Annotated in this window: 1 protein-coding gene; it reads right to left on the bottom strand. The window is 52.9% G+C overall.

Annotation, left to right across the window (positions count from 1 at the left end):
• Positions 1–629, bottom strand: a 629-nt coding sequence (locus Q1A41_RS20220) for an Ig-like domain-containing protein (protein ID WP_299982956.1), incomplete at both ends; no start/stop codon positions are given.

The raw sequence follows: 629 nt of genomic DNA, 5'->3' as shown, positions 1-629 counted from the left end.
ACTTTGGCACTGCCCACAATTAACGGCGTGGTGTCATTGGTTTTACCACCTTCGTTAATGTCTTCGGTGGTACCTGGCGCTTCACCTGGACGCGGAACATTGTCCACCGCTTTATCAATCGTGACCGTGACCGCACTGGTATCCACAATAAAGCTCAATGGATTACCCGGCGCGCTTGGCCCATTACCTGCCTCATCTATCAAGGCAATTTCAACGCTGTGCTCACCATCAGGCAAGGCCGGATCTGGGGTGTAATTCCAGTTACCCTGATCATCAACATCGACCGTCTCTCGACGCTCCTCTGGCGTGCCCTGATCAATGATCACTACCACTTTACCGTTCGGTACATCTACCGTACCGTGCAACAATGGCTTCGCATCATCGGTCGTATCGCCTTCGTTGATCGGCCCTTTCTGCTGGCCTTGATCATCTTCAGCTTTTAAGGTGCCCGCCGCCGTATCCGGTGGATTCGGTATGCTCGTATCCACCTCAATACTGTACGGTCCAGTTAACGGACTCTCTTGACCGTTCGCCGCTTTGGCATCCGCATAAAAATTGTAATCACCGTCCGCTAAGGCTTCAGCGGCCGTTGGGGTGTAGCTCCAATTACCCTGACCATCACTGGTGGT

This window comes from uncultured Pseudoteredinibacter sp. (assembly GCF_947502065.1).
Lineage (GTDB): Bacteria > Pseudomonadota > Gammaproteobacteria > Pseudomonadales > Cellvibrionaceae > Pseudoteredinibacter.
Note: the sequence above shows the minus strand (reverse complement) of the source record. Positions and strands in the feature narration are given on the sequence as shown.